Annotated in this window: 11 protein-coding genes; 1 reads left to right on the top strand and 10 read right to left on the bottom strand. The window is 72.4% G+C overall.

Going from position 1 to position 17,612, the window contains the following annotated elements; genetic code table 11:
- Positions 1 to 188: 188 nt before the first annotated feature.
- Positions 189 to 1,892 carry a translation initiation factor 2 gene (locus tag ITI46_RS11995; RefSeq protein WP_307808143.1) on the top strand — a complete coding sequence of 568 codons (1,704 nt, stop codon included), beginning with the start codon at positions 189 to 191 and terminating at the stop codon, positions 1,890 to 1,892.
- A gap of 174 nt (positions 1,893 to 2,066) precedes the next feature.
- On the opposite strand, the gene ITI46_RS35805 is transcribed toward ITI46_RS11995, so the two are convergent.
- The 10 genes from ITI46_RS35805 to ITI46_RS11945 form a co-directional block, all read right to left on the bottom strand.
- Positions 2,067 to 4,199, bottom strand: a complete 2,133-nt coding sequence (locus ITI46_RS35805; protein WP_209239476.1) for a tetratricopeptide repeat protein — start codon at positions 4,197 to 4,199, stop codon at positions 2,067 to 2,069.
- A 76-nt stretch (positions 4,200 to 4,275) separates the two neighbouring features.
- Positions 4,276 to 6,201 (bottom strand): acyl-CoA dehydrogenase family protein, encoded by a 1,926-nt coding sequence (locus tag ITI46_RS11985; RefSeq protein WP_209239496.1) that lies wholly within the window; start codon positions 6,199 to 6,201, stop codon positions 4,276 to 4,278.
- A 295-nt stretch (positions 6,202 to 6,496) separates the two neighbouring features.
- Complete coding sequence (locus ITI46_RS11980; protein ID WP_209239475.1) at positions 6,497 to 7,165, bottom strand: response regulator; 669 nt, start codon at positions 7,163 to 7,165, stop codon at positions 6,497 to 6,499.
- Between the two features lie 22 nt (positions 7,166 to 7,187).
- A complete protein-coding gene (locus ITI46_RS11975; RefSeq protein WP_209239474.1) occupies positions 7,188 to 8,450 on the bottom strand; it encodes a sensor histidine kinase in 1,263 nt (420 codons plus the stop codon).
- A 572-nt stretch (positions 8,451 to 9,022) separates the two neighbouring features.
- Entirely contained in the window at positions 9,023 to 9,790 is a 768-nt protein-coding gene (locus tag ITI46_RS11970; protein ID WP_209239473.1) for a metallophosphoesterase, read from the bottom strand.
- Between the two features lie 144 nt (positions 9,791 to 9,934).
- Entirely contained in the window at positions 9,935 to 10,861 is a 927-nt protein-coding gene (locus ITI46_RS11965) for a phosphotriesterase family protein (RefSeq protein ID WP_209239472.1), read from the bottom strand.
- Complete coding sequence (locus tag ITI46_RS11960) at positions 10,858 to 11,448, bottom strand: TetR/AcrR family transcriptional regulator (RefSeq protein ID WP_247745844.1); 591 nt, start codon at positions 11,446 to 11,448, stop codon at positions 10,858 to 10,860. The genes ITI46_RS11965 and ITI46_RS11960 overlap by 4 nt, the downstream gene beginning before the upstream one ends.
- Positions 11,449 to 11,671: 223 nt before the next feature.
- A complete protein-coding gene (locus ITI46_RS11955; protein ID WP_209239470.1) occupies positions 11,672 to 13,126 on the bottom strand; it encodes an aldehyde dehydrogenase family protein in 1,455 nt (484 codons plus the stop codon).
- A gap of 132 nt (positions 13,127 to 13,258) precedes the next feature.
- Positions 13,259 to 15,388 (bottom strand): PucR family transcriptional regulator, encoded by a 2,130-nt coding sequence (locus ITI46_RS11950; RefSeq protein ID WP_209239469.1) that lies wholly within the window; start codon positions 15,386 to 15,388, stop codon positions 13,259 to 13,261.
- A gap of 83 nt (positions 15,389 to 15,471) precedes the next feature.
- A complete protein-coding gene (locus tag ITI46_RS11945) occupies positions 15,472 to 17,553 on the bottom strand; it encodes a type IV secretory system conjugative DNA transfer family protein (protein WP_209239495.1) in 2,082 nt (693 codons plus the stop codon).
- Between the last annotated feature and the right edge of the window lie 59 nt (positions 17,554 to 17,612).

The raw sequence follows: 17,612 nt of genomic DNA, 5'->3' as shown, positions 1-17,612 counted from the left end.
TACGATCACGCCCATGCCGCCGCGCGATCAGAACAGGCTGCCGCTCAGTCAGCTCCGTCAGCGAAGTGGCACCCCAGGACGCGTCGAACCAACTAAACTTGACGATTTGGCCGGGAGCCGGGAGCCGGGAGCCGGGAGCCGGGAGCCGGGAGCCGGAAGCCGGAAGCCGGAAGCCGGAAGCCCGGAGCGTGCTGTTCCCGGAAGCCCGGAGCGTGCTGTTCGTGGTCAGGACGGCGACCACGTTGCACCGTCTCCTCGACGCCGCACCGGCCCTCGCCGGCGACCGGCGGATCCGGCTCCACGTCACGCTCGTGCCCGGCTCGGAGTTCGAAGCCGACGCCCTGGCCCCGCTCGACGGGCTGCGGGCGCTGCAGCTGCCCTGGGAAGAGGCCACCCAGCGGTCCTTCGCGCTGATACTGGCCGCCTCGGCGCGCGGTGAACTGCACCGGCTGCGCGGGCCGCTGACGCTGCTGCCGCACGGCGCGGGCTTCAGCAAGCGGATGCCCGCCCTGCCGGACGAGCCCGGCGACGGCGCGCCGGCCCAGCCGGAGGGCGACGCGGCCAACGGGCTCCACCCCGACCAGTTGCTGCGCCCCGACGGCGCCCCGCTCGCCCGACTGCACGCCCTCGCCCACCCAGGCCAGCTCGAACGGCTGGCCGCGCACTCACCGCGCGCCGCCGTGCCCGCCGCCGTCGTCGGTGACCCGACACTCGACCGGCTCCTGGAGTCGCAACCGCGCCGGGACCGCTACCGGCACGCCCTGCGGACCGGCCGGCGGAAGCTGGTGGTGACCCTTTCCACCTGGGGCCCGGAGTCGCTGCTGACGCGCCGCCCCGGACTGCCGCTGCGGCTGGCGACGGAACTGCCGTACGACGCCTACCAGACGGCGCTGGTGCTGCACCCGAACGAGCATGCGTACAAGGGGAGATTCGGGCTCGGACTGGACCTCACCCCCGAGCGGAAGGCCGGGGTGCTGCTGCCCTCCCCGTACGAGGAGTGGGCGGCGCTGCTGGTCGCAGCGGACTGCGTCATCACCGACCACGGCTCAACAGCGCTGTACGCGGCGGCACTCGGCCTCCCCGTGCTGGGCGCCTACGACGGCGGGAGCGAGCTGCTGCCCGGCACACCCATGGCCCGGCTGCTGGAGGCGGCGCCGCGGCTGGACGAGCAGGCGCCGTACGTACGTCTGCTCGAACGCGTGCTGGCGGAGCACCGGCCGGAGTCCGTGCGCGCGGTGGCGGCGGACGCCTTCGCGCGGCAGGGGAACGCGGTGGGAGAGCTGCGCAGGCGCCTCTACGCACTGTTGGACCTCGCCCCGCCCCCGGTGCCCCCGGAACCGGAGCCGCTGCCGCTGCCGACCGAGGTGGCGCGGCGGTCGCCCGCTCCGTCGGTCTTCGCCCTGGACGGCGAGGTGGACGCGGACCCCGGCGGGGACGCGAACGGCGCAGGGGACATGGTGCGGGTTGTGCGGCGCCCCGTTTCGGGCCGCGTCGGCGACCATCTGGCGGCCAAGGAGGACTGGGCGGGGCTGCGCCATGTGCAGAGCGCGGGGCTGCTGTACCGGCACTGGGACGGGCACGCTGCCACGGCTTCGGTACGCGAGTGGAGCGCCGGTGTGCTCGCGGCGTACCCGGGGTGCCGTACGGCTGCCGCAGTACTCGCGGAGGACCGGTGTGTGCTGCGGGTGCGGGACGGCGGGCTGCTGGACATGCGGCTGGAGTCCGCGCCTGCTGGGGTCGATCCGGTGGCGGCGCTGTGCGGGGTGCACATATGGCTCGTCAAGCGGCGCGCGGCCGTGCCCGCCGGGCAGCGGGTGCGGTGCGAGGTGGGCGGCCGGCGTGTGGTGGCGGTGCTGCAGCCCCTGCCGGACGCAGGGGCTGGGCCAGGCTAGGGCTTGGCCTCAAGCGCCGCAGACGCGCCCGAAGGGGCGCGGGGAACTGCTCCCCCAAGCTCTTCGAGCAGGGGGTACCCCCACCAGCCACAACCAACCCGCAGTCCGCAGACCACAGCCAGGGGCACCCCCTCGCCGGAACCCGACCGCCGGGCCCCTAACCGCGCTTCACAACTAACCGCGCTCCACAACCCCACCCGCGCGGGCCTCGATGGCGAGGGCCCGCGCACGGTGCGCCGCGGCCGTCTCGTCCTCACCCGCCTCGGCGAAATCGGCCAGCGCATGCAGGGCGGCGGCCTCGTCGTGGTCGGCGCCACGGGTGCGGGCGCTGGCGAGGGCCCGCTCGTAGAGCGCCCCTACGCGGGCGTCATCGGAGGCGGCGTCCAGCCGGCACAGAGCACGGGCGAGCTCGTAGGCCGTGCGCCCGATCATCCGTTCGCGGTCCTGCTCAACAGCCATGTCGTGGGCACGCTCCAGCTCCTCTGCCGCGCCCTGCGGGTCGCCCTGGTCGATGAGCGTCTTGCCGAGCAGATAGCTCTGCAACAGGACGCCATAAGGGTTGGGGATCTCTTCATGGATGCGGCGGGATGCCGTGAACTGCTCCACGGCGCTCGCCAGATCGCCCTCCGCACGGTGCAGCAGTCCGCGGAATTCGAGCGTGGAGGCGCGGAGTTTGGGCTCCCCCGGCAATGCTGCCGCGGCTTCCACCGCGTGGTCCATCATGGTGCGGGCCTCCGCCAGGTCGCCCACCTCCCACAGGGCGTTGGCCAGTTGACAGCGCATCCTGGCCTGCGCGGCAAGGTTCTCGGCCCGCTGCGCCGCCGCGAGCCCCGCGCGGAAGGCGTCGATGGCCTCGGCGTGGTGCTGGTGGTCCTTGAAGTGGGTCCACAGGGACTCACACAGGCCCCAGGCGTCGGCGTCGCTCTCCGGATCGCCCCTTTCGCCATGGCCACGGGCCAGGTGCACGCACGCGTACAGTGCCGACTCCTCGGCGCGCATCCAGCGTGCCGCCTCCGCCCTGTCGCCGAAAGCCACATCCGGTGCGTACGGCAGCGGGAGCACAGCCGTGGCGAACCGCATGCGGGAGCCGGTGAGCAGCTTGTCGGCCTCTTGCAGCTGCCGCCGGTACCAGCGCACCACCCGGCGCACGGCTGCTGCCGCCTCCGCCGGGTCGCTGTCGTCGCGTGCGCGGCGTTGGGCGTGGGCACGCAACAGATCGTGCATGCGCAGCCGCTCTGCTGCGCCGTCGCCCTCCCCCTCCCGCTGCCAGACGGCGACCAGGTTGGCGTCCTCCAGTTCGCCCAGTGCGTCGTAGACGGTGTCCGGGTCGGTGGTACCGAGCAGCGCGGCAGCCGACGCAGCGGTGAAGGTCGGCCCCGGGTGCTCGGCGAGCAGCCGGTAGAGGCGGGCCGCGGGCGCGCTCAGCTCCCGGTAGGCGGCGTCCCACACGGCTTCGACCACGGGCAGCCCCTCCTCGTCGAGTTCGGTCCGCAGCGCGGCCACCAGCCGCTCGGGCGGCCTGCGCCGATGGGTGCGCAGATAGCGGCCGGCGACGTGCAGCGCCGCGGGCAGTCCGCCGCACAGCCGGGCGATTTCGGCGACCGTCCCCGGACCGCCCGCCGGGCGGGTGCCCTCCAGAACGGAGTGCAGCAGCCCTTCCGCCGCCTGGCCGGGCAGCGGGCCGAGCGGCACCTCCAGCGCGCCCAGCAGGCCGTCCAGACGCCTGCGGCTGATGACGATGGCGACGCTCTCGGAGGAGACGGGCAGCAGGGGCTCGACCTCGCTGGTGTAGGCCACGTTGTCGAGGACGACGACGAGTTCCCGGTCCGTGGTGTGCTGCTCGTACTGGCGGCGGCGCCCGGCGAAGTCCTTGGCCAGCCACGGCTCGTACACGCCCAGCCCGCGCAGCAGTACCGCCAGCACGTCCCCGGGAGCCACGGCCCCCTCCCGGCGTACGTCGTCCAGGTCGACGTACAGGGCGCCGCACCCGCGCTCGCGGTAGGTCTCGTGCGCCAGACGGAGCCCCAGTGCGCTCTTGCCGACACCGCCGATCCCACTTACGGCCACGACCAGCGGCCGCACCACATCGGAGCGCCCACGGCGCTGCACCAGTGCCCGTGCGATGTCGGCCCGTTCGGTGTCCCGGTCCTCGAAGTACGCCGCTTCGACGGGCAGTTGCACCGGAGGTGCCGTGGGCTGCTGCGGTGCCGCGTGCGTGTGGTGGTGCACGGCTCCGATGCTGGCCGCCTGGACGATGGCGCCGGTGCTGACCTGCCCGTCGACGGTGTTGCGCGTCTGCTCGCTCACGCCCCAACTCTAGGGCGGGCGCCCGGTGCTGGGCAGGGGCGCCGGTGGTCCCTCGGCGGGAGCGGGGAACTGCGGATCAGGGGATGCGGCGGTGCACGTTCTCCTTCTTGGCCGGCCCCGGGGTGGCGTCGGCGATCCAGGGGCCCTCGGTGGACGCGTCGATCACACCCTCTTCCAGCCAGGTGTAGGAGCCGTCCAGCACCTCACGGACAACCTTGTTGTCGAGGTCGTCGGTGTTGCTCCACAGCCGCCCGAACAGCTCCTCGACACGGAGGCGTGACTGCCGGCAGAACACGTCGGCCAACTGGTGCGCTGCCTGCCCGTCGGCCCCCTCACGCCGCAGCTTCTCCGCCCGTACGCAGGCAGCGCTCATCGCGAACAGCTCTGCCCCGATGTCCACGATGCGGCCGAGGAAGCCCTGCTTGGTCTCCATCCGGCCCTGCCACCTGGACATGGCGTAGAAGGTGGAGCGGGCCAGTTTGCGCGCCGTACGTTCGACGTAGCGCAGATGCCCGGCGAGGATGCCGAACTCGGCGTACGTACGCGGCAGCCGGCCGGGGCCCGCGACCAGTTTGGGCAGCCACTTGGCGTAGAACGTACCCGCGGCCAGCGCCGCCTTGCGCTTGTCCGCGAGGGTCTTGTCCGGATCGATGAGGTCTCCGGCGACCGACAGATGCGCGTCCACCGCCTCGCGGGCGATCAGCAGATGCATGATCTCCGTCGAGCCCTCGAAGATGCGGTTGATCCGCAGATCGCGCAGCAGCTGCTCGGCAGGGACGCCTCGTTCGCCGCGTGCCGCGAGCGACTCGGCGGTCTCGAAACCCCGGCCGCCGCGGATCTGCACCAGATCGTCCGCCATCCTCCAGGCCATCTCGCTGCCGAACAGCTTGGCGAGCGCCGCCTCGATCCGGATGTCGTTGCGGTCCTCGTCGGCCATCTGCGAGGACAGGTCGACCACTGCCTCCAGTGCGAACGTCGTCGCCGCGATGAAGGAGATCTTGCTGCCGACCGCCTCGTGCTTCGCCACCGGCCTGCCCCACTGGACGCGGGCCTGCGACCACTCGCGGGCGATCTTCAGACACCACTTGCCGGAGCCGACGCAGGTGGCGGGCAGCGACAGCCGGCCGGTGTTGAGGGTGGTCAGCGCGATCTTCAGACCGGCGCCCTCGGGCCCGATCCGGTTCGCGGCCGGTACCCGCACCCGGTGGAAGCGGGTGACGCCGTTCTCGATGCCGCGCAGCCCCATGAAGGCGTTGCGGTTCTCGACGGTGATGCCCTCGGAGCCGGCCTCGACGACGAAGGCCGTGATGCCGCCCTTGTGGCCCTCTGCGCGGCGCGGATCGTCGGCGGCGGGCCTGGGGACGCGCGCCATGACGACCAGGAGATCGGCGACCACCCCATTGGTGGTCCACAGCTTCACCCCGTCGAGCAGATACGTGTCCCCCTCCGGCACAGCCGTGGTGGCCAGCCTCGCCGGGTCGGAGCCGACGTCGGGCTCGGTCAGCAGGAACGCGGAGATGTCGCTGCGCGCACAGCGGGGCAGGAACGCGTCCTTCTGCTCCTGGCTGCCGAACAGTTTCACCGGCTGCGGTACGCCGATGGACTGGTGCGCGGACAGCAGCGCGCCGACGGCCGGGCTGGCGGAGCTGACCAGCGCCAGCGCCTTGTTGTAGTAGACCTGGGTGAGGCCCAGACCGCCGTACTCGGTGCCGACCTTCATACCGAGCGCGCCGAGCTCCTTGAGGCCGGTGAGCACCTCGTCCGGGATACGGGACTCGCGTTCGATCAGCGCACCGTCGATCTTGGCCTCGGCGAAGTCGCGGAGCCTGGCCAGGAATTCCTCGCCGCGCGCGACGTCCTCTGCCGTCGGCTCCGGGTGCGGGTGGATGAGGTCGAGGCGGAAGCGGCCCAGGAACAGCTCCTTGGCGAAGCTGGGCTTGCGCCAGTCCTTCTCTCGGGCTGCCTCGGCGACTTCGCGTGCTTCACGCTCGGAGACGGTCATCTCGCTCACCTCGGAACGGTGTGGAGGCGGATACGCGGTGCGGATTGCTGGCTGCTGGCTGCTGGCTGCTGGCTGCTGGCTGCTGGCTGCTGTACGGAGTCACCCATGAGGGGTACTGACTACCGACGGGTGCTACTCGGTCGTATGTACCCGATTCCTCCCGGTCGTACCAGACGCCGCGCACGAGAAGCACCGTCTCGCCCCGGCGCTGGGCAGGGGTTGCCTCTGTCCGGCTCCCGCAGTCCGCGGGTGAGGTGGGGTTGCGCGCGCAGTTCCTCGTGCCCTTCGGGGCGCGCTAGCGGCTGCCCGGTGTGACCAGGCCCGTCTCGTAGGCGAGGACGACGGCCTGTGCGCGGCTGCCGATGTCCAGCTTGGCCATCGTGCGGTTGAGGTGCGTCTTGACGGTCGACTCGCTGATCACCAGCGTCTCGGCGATCTCGGGGTTGGACAGCCCGCCAGCCACCAGGCGGAGCACGTCCAGCTCCCGGCTGGTGAGCACGTCCAGCGTCTCGGGCGGCGGGGTGGCGGGGTCCGGCTGCGGCGCGTACGCCTCGATGAGGCGGCGGGTGACGCTCGGCGAGAAGAGGGTGTCACCCTCCGCGACGGCCGCAATGGCTGCCAGCAGCCGCTGCGGCCCGGTGTCCTTGAGCAGAAAGCCGCACGCCCCGGCACGCAGCGCCGCGTAGACGTACTCGTCCAGGTCGAACGTGGTCAGCACCAGGATGCGGGGGCGGGGGTCGGGGCCCGCCGCCATGATCTGCTCGGTGGCGACGATACCGCTGGTCCCGGGCATCCTGATGTCCATGAGGATGACGTCGGGCCGCTGCTCGGCGGCGAGTTGGACGGCCTCGTCCCCGTCGGACGCCTCGCCGACGACCTCCATCTGCGGTGCGGCACGCAGCAGCGCGGCGACGCCCGCCCTGATGAGCACCTGGTCATCGACGACGAGCACCCTGGTCGTCACCGTCCGTGTCCCCTCTGTGCCGTCAGGCGGGGAGGATCAGCCGCACCTCGAATCCGCCGCTCGCCCGTGGCCCGGCGTCCAGCCGGCCCCCGTAGATCCTGGCGCGCTCCCGCATCCCAATCAAGCCGTGCCCTCCCGGAGGGGGCGGGCCGGTGCCCGGCGGCGCTGGGGCCCGGGAGCGGTCTTGCCCGCCGCCCGAGCTGCCCCGTCCGTCGTCAGCGACGGTCACCGTCAGCTGCCGGGGCTCGTAGGCGACCGTGACGGCTGCCTGGGCGGGGTAGGCGTGCTTGAGCACATTGGTGAGCGCTTCCTGGACGACGCGGTAGGCGCACTGGCCTGCGCCGGGTGCGAGGGGGCGGGGCTCGCCGGTGACGGTGAACTGTACGGGCACGCCTGCGCCGCGTACCCGGTCGGCCAGTTCGGGCAGCTGGTCGAGCCCGGGGGCCGGACCGAACTCCTCCTGGTCCGCGCTGCCCTGGACGAGCTGCGGGCCGCCGTCTCCGGGCCGGTCGCCGCCCTCCACCCGCAACACGGCCAGCAGGCGGCGGAGTTCGGCCAGTGCCTCGGTGGAGGTGTCGGCTATGGTGCCGAGCGCGCCGCGTGCGGTCTGCGGGTCGGCGTCGAAGACGTAGCCCGCCAGTCCCGCCTGCACGGATATCACCGACATATGGTGCGCCACCACATCGTGCAGTTCGCGGGCGATCCGGACCCGCTCCTCGGCAACCGCGCGCCGCTCCGCACCAGCCCGTTCGCGGCGCAACTGGCCGGTCAGCCGGGCCAGCTCCACATTGCGCTGTGCCGACTTGCGCGCCAGATGGCCGAAGCCGCAGATGACGCAGGTGTAGAGCACGCTCTGGCCCAGCACGGTGGCCCAGGAGCTCTCCTCGCCCGTCGTCCCCGCGAAGTTCCACACTGCCGCGAGCAGCAACGCGCCCAGCGCCGCCTCGCGCAGCGGGCGCATGGACGCGACTGTGTAGAGCGCGAGGAGGGGGCCGAGAGTGTTGACGACGGGCCAGTAGTCGAGCGCGACATACACCGTCCATACAGCGCAGACACCCACGCACAGCGCGAACGGAACACGCCTGCGGGCCACCAGCGGCAGATTCACCGCGCAGGTCAGCGCCACCCCCAGGCCGTCCAGGCCCGACCAGCCCGCCGGGACGCGGTCGTTGCCCAGGAGGAGGCTGACGGCCGTGATGGCGAGCGCGATGGCGCTGTCGTACGCCCAGGCCGGCACGCGCTCAGCTCTGTGGCGCAGTCGGGTCCAGACCGTCGTGCTCCGCATCGTCGCAGCGTAGCCATCCCCCGGCAGCGCGCTCATCCACCGGACGCGCTGTGTGGGACGACCGCTTTCTACCGCTGTGGTACGACGCCGCCGGCCGGCTACCGCAGAAGGACAGCCTCCACTTACCGCCCTACGGTGACGACTGGGGGGCGGGAGCGGCGTAACTTCGGACCTCAGGAAGAGCGCCACGCCCGGGGGACGGGGGCAGGTCACGGGCAGGGGGACCGTGGCCGCAGAAAGCAGCCTCAGGGCGTGGCGCTGTTCGCAGCCGCCTAATGACCGCTGAGCATCAGCACCACGGTGACGAGCGACAGCAGCAGCGCGACGACCGCCACCACAACAGTGAGGGTGCGGCCGATCCGTCGCCGCTGCCACTCCTCGCGCGGGCGCATGGCCCACCTCCCCTGCGTATCCGGCTACGGACCGCACACGAGTACCTCGGAATCGCGTTCTTCAAGGCACTGTAGTGCGCCCGAACAGCGAGCAAGGGTGAGTTGGCGGGTCAGGCAGAGGGCCGGTGGCCCGGGCAGGCGTCCTGACGCGAAGCGGGGCGCAGGGGCCGTTGGCGTGAATCAGGGGACCGCGCGGAAGTGGGTCGTCAGCCTGCCCTCGTCGTCGTGGATGTGGAAGGCGATCATCGGCGGCAGTTCGTAGTCGATGGGCCCGCCCTCCTCGCCCTCCCAGGGCATCTTCAGGGTGGAGACCACACCCGGCGCGGCGACCAGCGGCAGGCCCGCGAAGGTGGTGACCGCGGGGGTGTGGCTGTGCCCGCACAACAGCCCCGCCACATTGCCGTACCGGCCGACGACCTCCGCCAGCCGCTCCTCGCCGAACTGCCGGATGGGGTCGACGTACTGGCCGTGCAGCGCAACCGGGGGGTGGTGGAAGCAGACGAACGCTGGCTTGTCGCCAGGCGCCTTGGCCAGTGCCTGGTCGAGCCACGTGAGAGTGGCGTCGTCGAGGTAGCCGTGCCCCTTGCCCGGCACGCTGGAGTCACACATCAAGAAGGTGGCACCCAGCAGTTGGTGTGCTTGGTTGACCGGCGAGACATCCAAGGCGTCACCGTTCAGCAGCACGGAGCGGTAGGGGCCGCGTGCGTCGTGGTTGCCCGGACAGATCAGCGGAAGCACCCCATGGTCGGCGAAAAGCTTTGCCGCCAGCGTGTATTCGGCTTCCTCACCGTGGTCGGCGATGTCCCCGGTGAGCAGGACGGCGTCGAGTTCGCCGGGCAGGCCGGCGAGGTAGGCGAGCACGCGTTCGGTGCGCTCGCGGGCACGTGCACCGCCGTCGCCCCGGTCCTGGCCGAGGTGGATATCGCTGAACTGCGCGAAAGCGAACATCGGTTGGTTCCTCGCTTGTCGAGTGGCTCGGGCATGCACTGTCGTGCCGGCTGCGCTGTTGCGGGGTTGAGCTTCAGTCGGCCGCTTCCTTGTCGGCTTCCAGGAACGGTGCCGGGTCACTCCTGGGGATCCGGGCTGCCGTACTCAGCTCTTCCAATGGGTGGCGAAGGCGCGCGCCGGGTTGTCCACGAAGAGCTGTTGCCCCGTCGTCACGCCCAGCTCCCGGGCGACACGGGGGCGCAGTACGCGGCTCACATACGGCACCCCGGTCTCGGCTCGGGCCGTGGCCGTGACCGTGTCGCCGCCCAGCAGCAGCTGATCGCCATAGCCCTGCTCCAACAGGTCGGCGAGACTGTCGAAAAGGCGCCAGTCAGTGGCGTGATGAGTGCGCGACGGTCCGTCGAAAACCAGCCAGGCTCCGGACCGTGCCGCCTCGCGCTGCATCCGCACATCCGGACAGCGCCCCAGGTGTCCCAACAGCACGCTGGAAGGCGGAACTTCCTGCTGCGCGCACAGGAGCTCCAGTACGTCCGTCGCACCTGTGCCCAGTTCCAGGTGTACGGCGATGGGCGCACCAGTGGCATGGTGGGCCTCGGCCGCGGCCGTCATGGTCCGCCGTGCGTAAGGGCCGAGCCCGTGGAAGTCGCCCGCCACCTTGATCAGGCCCGCACGGGGCGACTCGCCGCAGACGCCGCCGCGTATCCCGCAGGTCAGCTCCTGGACGAACAGCTCCGCCGGGTCGGACGGCGGCTCCTCGGTGTAGTGCTGGGCCTGGTGCAACCCGGTCGCGGCCACGATCCGGACCCCGGTGCGCCGGGCCAGTTCCACCAGTGCTCCGGAGTGGCGGCCCAGCCCGTAGGGCGTCCACTGCACGAAGCTGCGTCCACCGTGCTCGGCGAATGCGCGCAACTGCCGCTCGGCGGCGCCGGCGTCGGCCAGCTCCTGGCCGGGCAGCCGAGGGCTGCGCAGGAACAGATGATCGTGCGCGTCGCAGACGCCCAGCTCGGCGCCGGGCAGGTCCCCCTCGACGGTACGTACGGCCGGGGCGGCTCCGCCGTCCTGGCGGGTCACGAGCGGGTGCCGGGTTCGGCGGCTTGACAGTCCAGCAGCCGCAGCAGGCCGTCGAGCGCCTCATGGAACGGTCCGGGGTCCCCCGCCGAGCGGGCGAGCACGTAGCCGCCCTGTACGACGGCGACGATCGTGGCGGCCGTACCGGCGGGGTCGAAGGCCGGCCCGAACTCGCCGTTCGCCCGCCCTTCCGCCAGCACTTCCGTCAGCCGGGCGCGCAGCCACTCGAAGGTCTCCTGCAAAGGGGCGCGCAGCTCGGGGTCGGCGACCACGTCCGGGTCCTGGGCGAGACCGCCGATCCGGCAGCCGCGCAGCACCGACCGTTCCCGCCCCAGATAGGCGCGTACGCGTTCCCGGGCGCTCCCCTCGCGCGAGAGGTCCGCTTCGGCTGCCGCACGCATCTCCTGCGCGCTCTTGCGCACCGCGGCCCGCGCCAGGTCCGGCTTGCCGCCGAAGTGGTGGTACATGCTGCCCTGGCCGGCTCCGGCCCGCTGCTGGATGGCCCGGGGGCTCGTCCCCACGTAACCACGCTCCCAGAGGAGCTCCTGGGTGGCCTCGATCAACTTGTGGGCCGTGTCCGTACCGCTCATGCCCGTACTGTACATACCGGTAGGTACACAGATCCAGAGTGAGCCCGTCCAGTGGTGGCCCTCCAGTAGCAGCGCAGTCGGGCCAGTGGCAGCGCAGTCGGAAAACCCCGCTGCAAAACACCACTGCCGGGCACCCGACAGCAGTGCGCTGTGCGGGGCGCCCGGCAGCAGTGCGCGCTCCGAAGGGGGAAGGAGCGGGCGCGGAAGTGGCCAGGGAAAGGGGTCAGAGGTCGAGGCCGGTGAGCACCATGACGCGCTCGTAGGTGTAGTCCTCCATCGCGAACCGCACACCCTCGCGGCCCACGCCGGAGTCCTTGACGCCGCCGTAGGGCATCTGGTCGGCGCGGTAGGACGGTACGTCGCCGACGACCACACCGCCGACCTCCAGCGCGCGGTGCGCACGGAAGGCAGCCTGCACGTCGTGGGTGAACAGACCGGCCTGGAGGCCGTACTTGGAGTCGTTGACGGCCGCGAACGCCTCCTGCTCGCCGTTCACCTTCACGAACGACATGACGGGCCCGAAGACCTCCTCGCAGCCGATCTGCGTGTGGCCGGGGACGTTCTCCAGCACCGTCGGCTCCACCGTCGCACCGTCCCGCTTGCCGCCCGTGAGCACCTTGGCGCCGGCGGCCACGGCCTCGCCGATCCAGGACTCGACGCGGCGTGCCGCGTCCTCGCTCACCAGGGGGCCCACATCGGTGGACTCGTCGGAGGGGTCACCGGTGTTGAGTGCTTCCACGGCTGCCACGACCTTGGGCACCAGACGGTCGTAGACCGAGGCGTCCGCGACGACCCGCTGCACGGAGATGCAGGACTGGCCCGCCTGGTAGTTGGAGAAGGTGGCGATCCGCTGGGCGGCCCAGTCCAGGTCCGCCTCGGACGAGTAGTCGGCCAGCACGACAGCCGCGCCGTTGCCGCCCAGTTCGAGAGTGACGCGCTTGCGCGGCGCGGAGTCCAGGATGGACCAGCCGACGGGCGCGGAACCCGTGAAGGAGATGATCGGCAGCCGCTCGTCCTGCACCAGGCCCGGCATCTGGTCGTTCGGCACCGGGAGCACCGACCACGAGCCGGCCGGCAGGTCCGTCTCGGCCAGCAGCTCACCCAGGATGAGCCCGGACAGCGGGGTGGCGGGCGCGGGCTTGAGGATGATCGGGGTGCCGACGGCGAGCGCCGGGGCGACCTTGTGGGCGCACAGGTTGAGCGGGAAGTTGAACGGTGCGATACCCAGCACGGGGCCGTAGGGGAAGCGGCGGGTGAAGGCGAGCCTGCCGGTGCCGCCCGCGTCCGAGTCGAGGCGCTGCGCCTCGCCCCCGTTGAAGCGGCGGGCCTCCTCGGTCGCCCAGCGGAAGACGGAGATGCAGCGGCCGACCTCACCGCGCGCCCACTTCATGGGCTTGCCGTTCTCCGCCGAGATCAGCTCGGCGATCTCGTCCGTACGCTCCACGAGGCGGCGCATGACGTGGTCGAGCGCCGCCGCGCGGACGTGCGCTGGAGTGGCGGAGAACTCGTCGGCGACCGCGGTGGCGGCGGCCACGGCTTCCTCCACCTGGTCCGACGTGGGGATGCTGACGGTGCCGACGTGCCTGCCGTCCCAGGGCGAGGTGACATCGAGCGTGCTGTCGCCGGTGGCCTTGCGGCCGGCGAGCCAGAATGCGTGAGGAGAAGTCGCTGTCGTCACTGCGGATCGCCTTCCGGATGCGGGAGAGGGGCTCAGTTCCAGCGTCCACGGTAGGGCGTGGACGCCCGCCCGTTTCTTTTACGAGATGTAGCACTTGCGCGGCGGCGTACTACGAATTGTCGCTGTACGGCCTCAGCTGGTGGCCTTCAGCGCCAGCCAGAGCTCCATGCGCACGTCCGGGTCGTCGAGGGAGCGGCCCAGGATCTCCTCCACCCGGCGCATGCGGTACCGCAGCGTGTGGCGGTGCACACCGAGCTCGGCGGCAGCCGCGTCCCACTGGCCGTGCCGGGAGAGCCATGCCCGCAGGGAGGCCACCAGATCGCCCCTGCCGTTCGCGTCGTGCTCGCGCAGGGCGCGCAGCAGTCCGTCGGCGAAGGCGCGGACCGCGTCGTCGGCCAGCAGCGGCAGGACCGAACCGGCCGCGACGTCCTCGTGTTCCACCAGAGCCACCCCGCGCCGTCTGGCGACGGACAGCGCCTGGTCGGCCTGCTTGAAGGCGACGGCGGCGGCGGACAGCCCCACGGGCGCTGAGACACCGATCGCCAGGCCCTCCTCGCCGCCCCCGCCGGGACGGCGGCCGGGCTGCGCGGCCGACGCCGTCGCGGCGAACTCCCCGCAGGCGGCCACGGCTGCGCCGCCGTCCGACGCGAGCACGACCAGCCGCGCGCCGTCGGGCACCACGAGCACCGCCTCACCGTTGCGCGCGGCAGCGGTCTCGATGGCGTCGGCGAGCTCTTCCAGCGGCCAGACGATCCGGCTCAGCCGCCCCGTCTCGGAGCCGTCGGTGGGCGCACCGCCACCCGCGCCGACCACCACGCCGGAGGTCGCGGAGACCCCTGGCTTGGCGGGAGAGACCGACGTGGCCCCCGACGGCTGCGGTGCGGAGGTCTGCGCGGCAGCCGGCCTCGCGGACGCGGACGGCGACTGCGGGGCCGGGAGCTTGGCGGCGGGCTGCTGCGCCGCGGACGGCCTGGCGGACGGATTCGCGGATGGATTAGCGGACGGATTGGCGGGCTGCCTCCCGGAAGCAGCCGGTTTGCCGGACGACCCGGCCGAGGGCTTGCCGGACGGCTTCGGACCGGCGGACGCCATGGCCTCGGACCCGGTTGCGACGGTCGCGGGCGCACCGTTGCCCGCGGCGAGGTCGGCCAGCCCGCACGGCTCGCCCGCGCGGGCCAGATAGCCGCTGGGCGGCTGCGGTGAGGGGCGCGCGCCGGCGGCGGCTGGCACCGAGGGCGCGCCTGCCGAATGCGCCGCCTGCGCCGTATGGACCGCCGCGATGCCTTCCTGGGCGAAGCGAGCCGCAGCTGCCGAGGCCGGTTCGGCGACGATCACCCGCATCGGGGCGTCCAGGAGCCCGCCGTACAGCTGTCCGGCCACGGCACGCGCGTGGTCGCCCTCGCCGACGAGCAGCATCTTGAGCACTGCCGCACCCAGCCGCTGCTCGGCCTCCTGGAGGGCCCTGGAGCGCTCCATGGTGAGGGTCAGCAGGGCGATGGCCGAGTTCACGGCGTACCGCTCGGCCGTACCGAGCGGTGCTGCCGTACCGACCGCCAGCACGGCCTTGGCACGCCTGCCGCTGCCGATCGACTGGAGCTCCACGCGGTCGTCCCCGGCGTCCGCCTCGCTGACCACGGCGCTGGCGGGCGCGGGCCGGTCGCGCAGCCGCTCGGCGTCACCGACGAAGCGGGCGGCACGGCGCACCGCCCACGCCGGAGCTGTGGCGACGACCGATCCGGAGGCATCGTAGAGCGCGGCCCACCCGTCGACCTGCGAGGCGAGCCGGGCGAGCAGCGCGGAGGGCCCCTCCCTGGAGAGCGCGGCGCGGGTCATCTCGCGCTGCGCGTCGAACCCGGCGGTCACCGCGCGGTACTGCTCGGCGGCGATGTCCGCGGAGACGGCTTTGCTGATCGCGATGAACGGGGTGCGCCTGGGGACCTCGAGCAGCGGGAGGTTCCCTTCCCAGCAGGCGTCGATGAGGGCCTGCGGCACCCCCTCGTAGTTGACGCCGGCCGCGAACCCGAGCCCTATCACGCCCTTGCCGACCAGCTTGTCCACATAGGCACGCATCGCCTCGGGGTCGTCCGCGTCCAGCTTGAGGCCCGTGAAGAGGATGAGCTCCCCGCCGTCCATGTACGGCGTCGGGTCGGCGAGCTCGCTCGCGTGCGCCCAGCGCACGGCGGCGTCCAGCCGGTCGTGCCCCGCGAGCACGGAGAGGCGGAGCGCGGAGTTCTGGACGAGCGTGGCAAGAGTCGGTGGCATAACGCACTTCACCGTACAGCCGTCGGCCGGTATTCGGTCCCTCACAAATCCGGCACCGTCCGGCACCGTTCCGGGCCCGGGGGTCACTCCCCCAGCTTTGTCAGGATCGGCGGCGTACGTTCCCCGCGCACCGTTGTGACGGACAGCACCGCGTGCTCCGGCTGCAGCTCGTTGGCCAGGTCGGAGGCCGACCAGCGCTCCCGCTGCTCGGTGCGCACGGTGACCGACTCGGCCGTCACATGCTTGCCGGTCGCCAGCCGCCGCACCGCGTGCAGGACGCGGGTGACGGGCTCGTCCGAGACCAGCTGCCGGTTGGTGACGGTACGGGTCTGCACCCACTCGGTGCCCCACACCTCGGCGAACCTCTCGGCGTCCCACGGTGTGACCCCGGCGCACACCATCCGGCAGCCCACGGCGCCCAGCAGCGGACCGCGGAGCGGCTCGGGCACGTCGTCGAGCGCCCGCAGAGTCAGCAGTACGCCGGCGTGCACCGAGCGCAGCCGCTGAAGGCCGCGCAGCGCCTGCGGGGTGACGGTCTGGGCGGCGTCGTCCAGCACCAGACAGGCGAACAGCGACTGATCCGCACGCGCGACCGCGCACTCGGTGAACTGCGCGAGAATCAGCCGGGCCAGGATGCGGGACGCCTCCGCGTGCCCCCGCTCCGGAAGATCGATCCGGACCCGCAACGGATGTTCGAGAGCACGCAGCGAGAACGGACGCCGCCCCTCCGCCTTGGGGCTGCCCTCCGGATGGAAGAAGTCCGCGAACGCGGGGCGGTCCAGCAGTGCGATCCGGTCCGCCAGCAGCGCCGCGATGTCCCCAGCCCGCCCGGACTGCCGCTCGAAGGCGTCGAGCTCGCGAAGCTGCCCCTGCTGCCCGTCGGCGTGCAGGTCGTCCCGCAGCGCGTCGAGGGCGCCGGGAGCGCCGTCCAGCAGCTCGCGCAGCTCGGGGACGGACGGGAACCGGCCGTGCACCGCGGCGAACGGACCGATCAGCTGGGCCAGACACGTCGCTGCCCGGCGGCTATCGCCCCCCGGCAGTGCCCCCGTCAGATCGCCGACCAGCGCCTCGGCGAGCATCCCCGCGGCCTCGTCCGGGTCGGTCGTACCGCCGTAGAGGTCCAGGTCGTGCGTGGAGCCGGGGTGCCCGAGCCGGATGACGAGGTCGAACGAGTCGTCGGGCACGAAGTGCGAGCCCGCCGGGCTCACCGCGATCACCGCCGCCTGCCCGGCCAGCGCCTGCAGACAGAGCGACTCCACCACCGGGCGCGCCAGCTTGCTCGTCTTGCCCGTCCCCGGCGGACCCACGGCCAGCGCCGACGTGCCGAGCAGCGAGGGCTCCAGCGCGACACCCGCGCCCCGGTACTCATGCGGATTGCGCTCGGAGTCGGCCGCCCTTCCGATCCGGACCTGGCGCAGCGACAGATCGTGCCGGGCAGCCCGCACCGGCAGATCCCGGGCACCCGACGGATGCCCGCACGCCGCCGCGCCTTCCGCGAGCACGCTCGCCACGAACGCCTCCAGCCGCTGCGGCCTCGCCCGCACCGCCTGCCACGCCCTGTCGAGCCGCGCCTGGTCGACGTCCGTCATCCTCCCGGCCCGCAACTCCTCCGCCAGCCTCTCAGCCGCCTCCACCGCGCCCCCGGCACGCAACTCGGGCCATTGGACGGGGTCGAGGTGGGGAGGGGGCGCGGGCGTCGGCGCCTGTGCGGAGGCCGACGCCATCTGGTCCGGCACAAAGCCGCCGGTTCCCGACTTGGCGCGGGTCAATCGGGCCCAAGTGCGGCGGGCCAGTTCGTCCCAGCGGCCGATGCGGCCGAAGAAGACGGCGAGGCCAATGAAGACGCCGCCGTTGTAGATCCAGGATGACCAGATGTACAGCGTCTGATTGCCATCCGCCTTCCTCCAGGAGTCAGGCGTGAGGGCGACAAGTGGCCATTGCCAATAGCTGCCCAAATACCCATTCCACAACAGCGACCACAACAGCCACCCCATCAAGAACGAGATGACCGCCCCACTCACCAGCTGCCGGGCCGGCGTGCGGTCAGGGTCCTCCGGCGAGGGCTGTGCATAGCCGCAGCGCCAGATCCCCGGTGCAGCCTCCGGGCGGGGCAGTCGCAGCCAGTCGGCCAGCGGGGGGCCGGCCTGGGGGGCACTCGGCGGCATGGGAGGCGGTCCTGCCTCCACACCGCGCCCTGCCTCCACACCGCGCGCGGCGGGGACGC

The sequence above is a fragment of the Streptomyces oryzae genome (assembly GCF_017676365.1).
In the GTDB taxonomy this organism is placed as follows: domain Bacteria; phylum Actinomycetota; class Actinomycetes; order Streptomycetales; family Streptomycetaceae; genus Streptomyces; species Streptomyces oryzae.
Note: the sequence above shows the minus strand (reverse complement) of the source record. Positions and strands in the feature narration are given on the sequence as shown.

What these genes read in the sequence shown, in the direction of transcription:
- ITI46_RS11985 (WP_209239496.1), bottom strand. Translation starts at nt 6,201, where the DNA reads ATGACCGTCTCCGAGCGTGAAGCACGCGAAGTCGCCGAGGCAGCCCGA.
- ITI46_RS11975 (WP_209239474.1), bottom strand. Translation starts at nt 8,450, where the DNA reads ATGCGGAGCACGACGGTCTGGACCCGACTGCGCCACAGAGCTGAGCGC.
- ITI46_RS11970 (WP_209239473.1), bottom strand. Translation starts at nt 9,790, where the DNA reads ATGTTCGCTTTCGCGCAGTTCAGCGATATCCACCTCGGCCAGGACCGG.
- ITI46_RS11960 (WP_247745844.1), bottom strand. Translation starts at nt 11,448, where the DNA reads ATGAGCGGTACGGACACGGCCCACAAGTTGATCGAGGCCACCCAGGAG.
- ITI46_RS11950 (WP_209239469.1), bottom strand. Translation starts at nt 15,388, where the DNA reads ATGCCACCGACTCTTGCCACGCTCGTCCAGAACTCCGCGCTCCGCCTC.
- ITI46_RS11945 (WP_209239495.1), bottom strand. Translation starts at nt 17,553, where the DNA reads ATGCCGCCGAGTGCCCCCCAGGCCGGCCCCCCGCTGGCCGACTGGCTG.